The sequence below is a fragment of the Legionella tunisiensis genome (assembly GCF_000308315.1).
Classification (GTDB): Bacteria; Pseudomonadota; Gammaproteobacteria; order Legionellales; family Legionellaceae; genus Tatlockia; species Tatlockia tunisiensis.
In genome coordinates, this window is record NZ_CALJ01000261.1 from 1 (window position 1) to 7,396 (window position 7,396).

A 7,396-nucleotide genomic window follows, 5' to 3' on the forward strand; every position below is an offset into this window, starting at 1 on the left:
ATAATTCCATTAACCAGCGCAGCAGTAACAATTTTCAATAAGGACTATCAAGGGGCTACTCAATTAGCTCTCGGTATGGGATTAAGTGTTGGTACCACGGAAGCTATTAAAGGAATTATTCATGAAACGCGTCCGAATGGAGGTTGTTGCAGGTCATTCCCATCAGGCCATGTTTCCGCAGCATTTACTGGCGCTGCCTTTATTAATTTTAGATATGGCTTCATATATAGTGTTCCCCTTTATGCTGGGGCTGCCTACGTTGCATATAGCCGAGTCCAAACCAATGCTCACCATGTACGTGATGTTGTTGCCGGTGGTGTTATTGGTGTTGGAGCAGCTTATTTATCAACTACAAAACTATGTAGTGGGAGATTATCTGTCACTGCTGATGATAAATCAGCAGGAATAATTTATCGGGAAATCTTTGACACAACTTGAGTTGGCGTAAAAATTTATACCCCATAATTGGGAAAGACTTTGATTAGGTCTACATTAGTCTACATGACTTTTTCGAGTTTTCCGGAACCTACTGTAACTACTTGAGTTTATTGGTTGGCTTACTAGTAAATGTAATTTGGGTGAAGGTCTACAGGACTGCAACCTGGTTTTCACGTCGTTTCGCCCAGGTTGCTTGCTTTTTACCATGAGTCATTAATTATGCAGTTGATGCAGCAACCAATGAAGCAACGTCTTCAGCACAACCCCAACATAAGGAAAAACCGGAACCGCCTTGGCCATAATTATGGATCACAGATTGATTGTCCAATAATTCTTTTTCCACTCGGACTTGACTTCTCCCACTTCGAAAACCAATACTGGTTTTTAGAATTCTAGCATTCGAAAGGAGGGGCTCTATTTGGGTGCATTGCTCATATATTTCTTGCAACAAATGATGATTTATTTGATTATCCCAACCCTCTATTGCTGTACCATGTAATGAGTAGTGTATTATTGAATTATTTTTCGATCCAAGAGCCAAAAATTAAGGAGCATTTTTCGAATGAATCAATATACAGGAGAATGTTTATGTGGTGCTTGTCGGTATGTTATTACAGGACAAAAGCCAGAAGCAATGTACTTATGCCATTGTAGCCGGTGTAGAAAAGAAACTGGCACAATTCACGGAGCCAATGTTTTCTTTAGTGATGCTCAATTAACATGGGATAGGGGGGCTGATAATATCAGCCATTTTCAGCTTGAAGATACGAGAAAGAAACGTGCATTCTGCAAGGCCTGTGGCAGCCCACTCCCTAGACAAGATAGAGAAGGGCATGTAGTTTTGCCTGCAGGTACCTTAGATGATGATGCGTTTCTAAAGCCCACAGCCCATATCTTTTATGCAAGTCGCTCGTCTTGGGAGGATAAGATAGTAGGCTTGAAACGATTTGATGAGCTGCCAAAGGTAGACTAAATTTTGAAAAATTAAGAGTCTGAAAAATCTTGCGGTGATGCAAGGGGGATTCTTCTATTTATCTCAATAAGTTATATTAGTGGATTGGTAATTACACACAGGGTGCTTATGTCGCTTTTTGAAATAATTGCTGTTTTAATCACTCTCTCAGCGCTGTTTAGTTACATTAATTTTAAATTGTTTAAACTTCCTTCGACGATCGCACTGATGGCTATAGCCCTGGTGTTTTCCTTGGGGCTAATACTTTGTGGTATTATTTGGCCAGAAATCATTTCAGGTTCTAAACGCTTTTTGGAGCAAATCAATTTTGATGAAGCACTGCTTCATGGGATGTTGGCTTTCCTGCTTTTTGCTGGGGCACTTCACGTTAATATTAGCCAACTTGCTGAACAGAAAGTAGTAGTCACCGTGCTTGCCCTTATCGGTACACTTATCTCTACCGTCATTGTCAGTCTGCTAACATATTGGTTTCTTTGCAAACTAAACGTCCAAATTTCCTATATTTACTGTTTGTTGTTTGGAGCCCTTATTTCTCCTACAGATCCTATTGCGGTAATGGGTATTTTAAAAGCTCTGGGAGTAACGAAAAATTTGGAAATGAAAATCGCGGGGGAGTCACTTTTTAACGATGGTGTGGGAGTTGTGCTTTTTTGGGTATCCTTGAAATAGTTTCTGGCATAAAAGAAATAAGTGTCTCTCATTTCCTAATCCTGTTTGTAACTGAAGCCATCGGTGGTATCTTATTTGGATTAGCAATTGGGTATATTACCTACCAAATGTTAAAATCCATTGATAATTACCAGGTTGAAATTCTTATTTCGCTTGCATTGGTAATGGGGGGGTATGCATTAGGTGAACGTATTCATATCTCTGCCCCGATTGCAATGGTAGTAGCTGGTCTGCTAATTGGCAATCATGGACGAAAATTTGCTATGTCCAATAAAACTCGCGAACACTTGGATACCTTTTGGGAATTAATAGATGAAATATTAAACGCTATTCTCTTCGTTTTAATCGGTCTAGAGGTGCTAGCTTTAACCATCAATAAACAATATCTCTTGATTGGGATAAGCGCGATCCCTGTAGTAATATTGGCACGCTGGATCTCGGTAGCAATTCCTTTAACGTTAATGCGTTTTAAAGTCGACTTTGCACCGCATAGTATCAAGATTCTTACTTGGGGTGGCTTACGGGGAGGAATATCAGTAGCTCTAGCTCTTTCTCTACGTGACACTGTCGGAAAAACAAATGAATTTACTTTCCAAGCTATCTTAATAATGACTTATATAGTAGTAGCATTCTCAATTTTGATTCAAGGAATGACGATTGGACCATTGATTAATAAACTGTATAAGAAGATTTCTTGAATTATTTGCAACTCTTCTTATTGGTGATTTTTTATGGTCATGGTATGAGAGTCATGGGGTCATACCATGGCCCCTTTGTGTATCGCAAGAAACCACTACAAATGTCCCTCAATATGGAATATTTCATTCCTTGTGAGAGATGGCTTAAGGGATGTAAAACCCTAAGCATGTATTCTCAAAAATTAGAATTGTTTGCCAATTCTAATCCCATAAATTACTTCATTAGCCGCATTTTTCACAATATCATAATTAACATTAGGAGTAATTTCGATAGTAGGTCCAATCTTAAAAATATAACTAAATGCCCCTCTTCCCAGGAACTTATTTTTATTCCCTTCTTCAAATTTAATACCTGGGCCAATACCAATGGTAATATTTTTAAAAACTTAAGGTTATTAAGCCCATAGTTTCAATTTCATGATGTTGCTCTTTATTATTCGGGGTATCCTCAACGTTAAAAGAAAAACCAAAAGGGATGGCGAGTACTCTGTGATATTCTAGGCCGTAAGTAAAATAATTGTGATTTCTTATTTCGGCACCTCCAAATAACACTGCAAGCAGATTCTTATTTTCTTCTCGTGTATGTTTTGGTGTTTCCGAAGCATAAAGTAAGTCAACAGATAAAATGGTTAACAGAACAATAAAACGGCCTAATTTTTTGTCATGCTTTGTTTCAATCTAGGTCCCCAAAAATAAGTAATATCGTTGAGTCGTAATTAATTGTTTCTTGGATAGCATTAGAGCAATAACAATATGGGGCAGAGCTTATTTAGAATTTCTAATTTTAATACTAATTCAAAATTCAAGCCCCTTACCCCATAGATTTCCTGTTCAAGAGAAGACATTAATTTTTTAATGTAATGGCCAAACCCACAATAAAGCCGGGATTCCTATCACTACAATAATAATTTCAAGAATAAATCCTAAGCGAGCATAATCGAAAAAATGATAACCACCAGGTCCCATGACCATCGTATTATTTTGATGGGCAATGGGGGTGAGAAATGAACAGGACGCACCAATTGCAACAGCCATTAAAAAAGTGTCAATATTCACATGTGCGGAGCGTGCAATATTAAGAGCAATCGGCGCCATGACTATGGCAGTTGCAGCATTATTCATGCAATCTGACAGTGTCATGGTTACAATTAAAACGGCGATGAGTGCAACCACTGGAGAATACTGTCCTGCTATTTGCATAAAGGCATTTGAAATAAGATCTGCCGCTCCAGTCGTTTGGATTGCTCCCCCAATTGGAATGATAGCGGCCAATAATAACAGCACAGATGAGTCAATGCTGCGATATAAGTTGTGTAGCGGTGTGGCTTTAAAGATAATCAGGCCAAGTATAGCGCAAAGAAAAGAAATAGTAATAGGTAAAATCTGTAGCGCTGCTAAAATGATAGATGCAATAAAAAATAATAAAGGTAAAAGATTTTTTTGTGATAACCCAATTTTGACGTCGCGTTCAGCAAGGGGCAAAAATCCCAGATCGACAATGGTTTCACGTAACGTTTCAACATCCCCTTGCAAGAGTACGACATCTCCAGCAGCGAATCGAATATCATTTAATTTTTGTCTGAATGAAATACCTTTCCTTGAAAGAGCAAGCAAATTAACAAAGTGGCGATAACGAAGATTAGCCATGGCGGCAGAGCGACCCTCCATGTTGGAGCCAGGTGGAACAACGGCCTCCATGATAATTATGTTGCTATCCGATAATTTTTTTGAAGAAAAAGGCTTGTCGCTCGCTAATGTTAATTTACCTGATTCGAGAATTTTTTCTAAATTATCATGTGAAGCTTCTATAATTAAAATATCATTTTTATGGATAATGTCTTTCTTGCTAAAAGAAAATTTTTTTGCCTCTATGAATAAGAGCAATGAGATCAAAATCAGCTTTGGTTTCTGCCAGAAATTCTTTGATAGTTTTATCGCAAAATGGGGAGTTTTCTAGTACTTTGATTTCTGTCATGTAGTCTGACATCTGGAATAAATTATCTGTTTTATCATTTTTTGACGTATAGGAACAAGTTTCCATCCAATTAACGAAATAAATAGTACCCCAAAAAATGCAATGGCTAACCCCACAGGCATAAAATCAAACATGTGATAAGGGGCACCAATGGTTTCTTCCCTGTAAGATGAAATCAGCAAATTAGGAGGTGTACCAATGACTGTCATCATTCCCCCGAGGACTGAACTGAATGCAATTGGCATTAAGATAATAGAAGGTGATTTCTGTTGCTTGATAAAAGATTGAATGGCGATTGGCATCATGAGTCCCAATGCCCCGACGTTATTCATGAATGCTGACATAATTGCAATAATAGTCGTAAATAAACTCATATGAAGAAGTGGGCTTTTAAAAAGAAATTCTAGTTTATTTAATAAGATATTTAATACACCAGATTGTGTAATAGCATAAGTTAAGATCATGACACAACCTACTGTAATGACAGCGGGATTACTAAATCCGGAAAAAGCCTGATTTGCAGGTACGATGCCTGTTAATACCGATAAAGCTAATGCAAATAAGGCGATAAAATCGTAACGCCAATACCCCCACACAAATAAAGCTATTGTAATAACTAATATAATCAATAACACAATAGGTTGATACATTTTGCGATCCTACTTTTCCCGTTGGCAGTAGCTAGTCCTTATTAAAGAAAATTCCGCCTGTTGGCGTATTTCTCTGTATGCACAACTTTTTTGATCCATCTTTCGCTTGGCCCTGTCTTATAGCTGGACTTTGGATTATTCTACCTAATCTATTGCTTCTATTGTACTCTCATTCTGGAAAAATAATCATGTTAGCGTGATAGAGATGGATCTCTAGCTGGTATGGGGATGCCCCCTGTTCAGAAAAGAATAGCGCAACAAATTAATCAGGCTATTTTTGAATAGTTCTTCGAGCTTGCGGCATAGTTTCGCCCGAAACTTCTGCATTTAACGCACGTATTAATGTTTGCGACCGAATCTGATACAACGTCAATTGTTCAACACCTAAAAGAACAAAATAAAATCATTAAGATTAAATATAGATCTAATCTATAATTAGGGTATCGATCGTAACACTATATATCTTATGGGCTTCTTTATAAAAATATTGTCGTTATTGGCGATATGGAAGGCAAAAATGGCGAATATCATAGTTCTCTGGGCCCAATGCTAGGGCGGCGTCCCATTATTTTCAATGATGGAACTGTTGATAATCAGCGTGTTGATCGGATGGTCGAACAGATAAAAACACTCGCTGAGTGTGCAAGTAAAAACTCAAAAATCACGCGGTTAACCCGGTTGACTACGGATGAGTTTAGTTTTTATACCAAAAATACTCCTTTGAGCATAGAGGAGTATAAAGAGCTTATTAATAGAACGTCTGATGTTCTCAAGAGCCTTCCTCCGAATATTGTTTTAATTTTAAGTAGCATCCCTGTTTTGTGGCCCGATGGAACCTTGCGGAATGCCATCTTGCATGCTCAGTCTCCAAACACCAACGATTCAGAACCCATTATTCATCATTTTAGTAAAGAAAGCTGTTCTGAAATAGATCCTTGGTACTCCAAAGACAATACCCCTGGTAACTGTTATGAATTTCGCGGTGATGATTACTCCAGCGATGAATATTCTCCTGATGTGGTGCTGAAAGATACTAAAGTGAAATGCAATGATCCCAACCAAAACAGAAGTGCTATTATCGTTCAAGGCTTGGAGTTGCCGCCAATTGTTGACGCCATTGATGTTTGCTTGGACCATCAAAATGGGGTTGCAATGAAAAATGCCGAACAGTTATTAAAAAGGTTATCTTCGCCACCCGTATATATAAGCCACATTGTAACCTCCAATTATATTGGTATAAGAGGAGAGCAGCTGACATCAAGTGTCGTACATGTAGATCATAAGGGAAAAGGCGTAGAAGGCTCTGGTGAAAAAAGAAGACCTTATTAGCACTGCTTTTGGGAGTGAAAGCAGGGTATTTATATACCAATCCAAAAAGCTGAACCTGTTCATTCCAGATTATTTAAAACCATTTCTAATAAAGTAAATCTACAAGATATTAGAGATCATGAGAACAATACTCTGCTGCATCAAATTCTTATTCCTGATAAAAAATAATCCCTACTGTACCCATAAAAGAAGACGTTTAGAAAGCATCTTGCCACACTTTGATCATCAATCCATTAATTGGCAAAATAAGGAAGGTGATACCCCTCTTCATTTAGCAGTACAAACTATCGAAGAAGAACATCTCTTGCTCCAATTTCTAGAACGAGGAGCAAGATTGGATATTAAGAACCAGGAAAATTTAACTCCTATTGGTATCGCCTATAAAGAAAATAAAAGCCGTCTTGTTACAGCGCTTTGCGATAAGATCAGCAATAACAGGAAAATATATCTTTTTCACCGCGCTGTTATTTTGGATCTAATCAAAGAAATCAAAGACGAAGATAAAGCACTGAAACAAAAATTAGCGCGCGCAGCGTTAAGCTTTGAAAATTCCGAACCGTTTCTTAACAAGGAAACGCTCGATGAGTTAGTCGAAATAAGTGGCAACTCACCGTAATAACTTCGTATAGCATACATTATACGAAGTTATACGACCCATTTTATG

Annotated in this window: 10 protein-coding genes; 7 read left to right on the forward strand and 3 right to left on the reverse strand. The window is 37.9% G+C overall.

Annotation, left to right across the window (positions count from 1 at the left end):
* Positions 1 to 438: phosphatase PAP2 family protein (locus BN58_RS26270; RefSeq protein ID WP_019217648.1), on the forward strand; the 438-nt coding region annotated here is incomplete at its 5' end.
* Between the two features lie 217 nt (positions 439 to 655).
* Here the strand turns inward: BN58_RS26270 and BN58_RS15860 are convergent.
* Positions 656 to 979, reverse strand: a complete 324-nt coding sequence (locus tag BN58_RS15860; protein ID WP_156812574.1) for an FAD-dependent oxidoreductase — start codon at positions 977 to 979, stop codon at positions 656 to 658.
* A 21-nt stretch (positions 980 to 1,000) separates the two neighbouring features.
* On the opposite strand from BN58_RS15860, the gene BN58_RS15865 reads away from it, so the two are divergent.
* From BN58_RS15865 to BN58_RS36490, 3 genes are all read left to right on the forward strand, one after another.
* Positions 1,001 to 1,411 (forward strand): GFA family protein, encoded by a 411-nt coding sequence (locus tag BN58_RS15865; protein WP_019217650.1) that lies wholly within the window; start codon positions 1,001 to 1,003, stop codon positions 1,409 to 1,411.
* Positions 1,412 to 1,519: 108 nt separating this feature from the next.
* Positions 1,520 to 2,080 carry a cation:proton antiporter domain-containing protein gene (locus BN58_RS36485; protein WP_269570368.1) on the forward strand — a complete coding sequence of 187 codons (561 nt, stop codon included), beginning with the start codon at positions 1,520 to 1,522 and terminating at the stop codon, positions 2,078 to 2,080.
* Positions 2,062 to 2,778: a cation:proton antiporter gene (locus tag BN58_RS36490; RefSeq protein WP_269570369.1), complete on the forward strand. Its 717-nt coding sequence runs from the start codon at positions 2,062 to 2,064 to the stop codon at positions 2,776 to 2,778. The genes BN58_RS36485 and BN58_RS36490 overlap by 19 nt, the downstream gene beginning before the upstream one ends.
* A gap of 852 nt (positions 2,779 to 3,630) precedes the next feature.
* Here BN58_RS36490 and BN58_RS34860 read toward each other — a convergent pair.
* The gene (locus BN58_RS34860) at positions 3,631 to 4,425 is read right to left on the reverse strand and encodes an SLC13 family permease (protein ID WP_232220704.1); all 795 of its coding nucleotides are present in this window, start codon (positions 4,423 to 4,425) and stop codon (positions 3,631 to 3,633) included.
* Here BN58_RS34860 and BN58_RS34865 point away from each other — a divergent pair.
* Entirely contained in the window at positions 4,424 to 4,735 is a 312-nt protein-coding gene (locus BN58_RS34865; RefSeq protein WP_232220705.1) for a hypothetical protein, read from the forward strand. The genes BN58_RS34860 and BN58_RS34865 overlap by 2 nt on opposite strands.
* A gap of 14 nt (positions 4,736 to 4,749) precedes the next feature.
* Here the strand turns inward: BN58_RS34865 and BN58_RS34870 are convergent, their stop codons facing one another.
* A complete protein-coding gene (locus tag BN58_RS34870; protein WP_019217654.1) occupies positions 4,750 to 5,403 on the reverse strand; it encodes an SLC13 family permease in 654 nt (217 codons plus the stop codon).
* Positions 5,404 to 5,907: 504 nt separating this feature from the next.
* Between BN58_RS34870 and BN58_RS15880 the strand changes: the two genes are divergently transcribed.
* Both BN58_RS15880 and BN58_RS15885 read left to right on the forward strand, forming a co-directional pair.
* Positions 5,908 to 6,732, forward strand: a complete 825-nt coding sequence (locus BN58_RS15880) for a hypothetical protein (protein WP_019217655.1) — start codon at positions 5,908 to 5,910, stop codon at positions 6,730 to 6,732.
* 208 nt (positions 6,733 to 6,940) lie between these two features.
* Positions 6,941 to 7,348 (forward strand): ankyrin repeat domain-containing protein, encoded by a 408-nt coding sequence (locus BN58_RS15885; protein ID WP_019217656.1) that lies wholly within the window; start codon positions 6,941 to 6,943, stop codon positions 7,346 to 7,348.
* The last annotated feature ends 48 nt before the right edge of the window (positions 7,349 to 7,396 follow it).

Coding starts and splice junctions, on each gene's coding strand:
- BN58_RS15865 (WP_019217650.1), top strand. CDS start 1,001: ATGAATCAATATACAGGAGAATGTTTATGTGGTGCTTGTCGGTATGTT.
- BN58_RS36485 (WP_269570368.1), top strand. CDS start 1,520: ATGTCGCTTTTTGAAATAATTGCTGTTTTAATCACTCTCTCAGCGCTG.
- BN58_RS34865 (WP_232220705.1), top strand. CDS start 4,424: ATGGCGGCAGAGCGACCCTCCATGTTGGAGCCAGGTGGAACAACGGCC.
- BN58_RS34860 (WP_232220704.1), bottom strand. CDS start 4,425: ATGGCTAATCTTCGTTATCGCCACTTTGTTAATTTGCTTGCTCTTTCA.
- BN58_RS34870 (WP_019217654.1), bottom strand. CDS start 5,403: ATGTATCAACCTATTGTGTTATTGATTATATTAGTTATTACAATAGCT.
- BN58_RS15880 (WP_019217655.1), top strand. CDS start 5,908: ATGGAAGGCAAAAATGGCGAATATCATAGTTCTCTGGGCCCAATGCTA.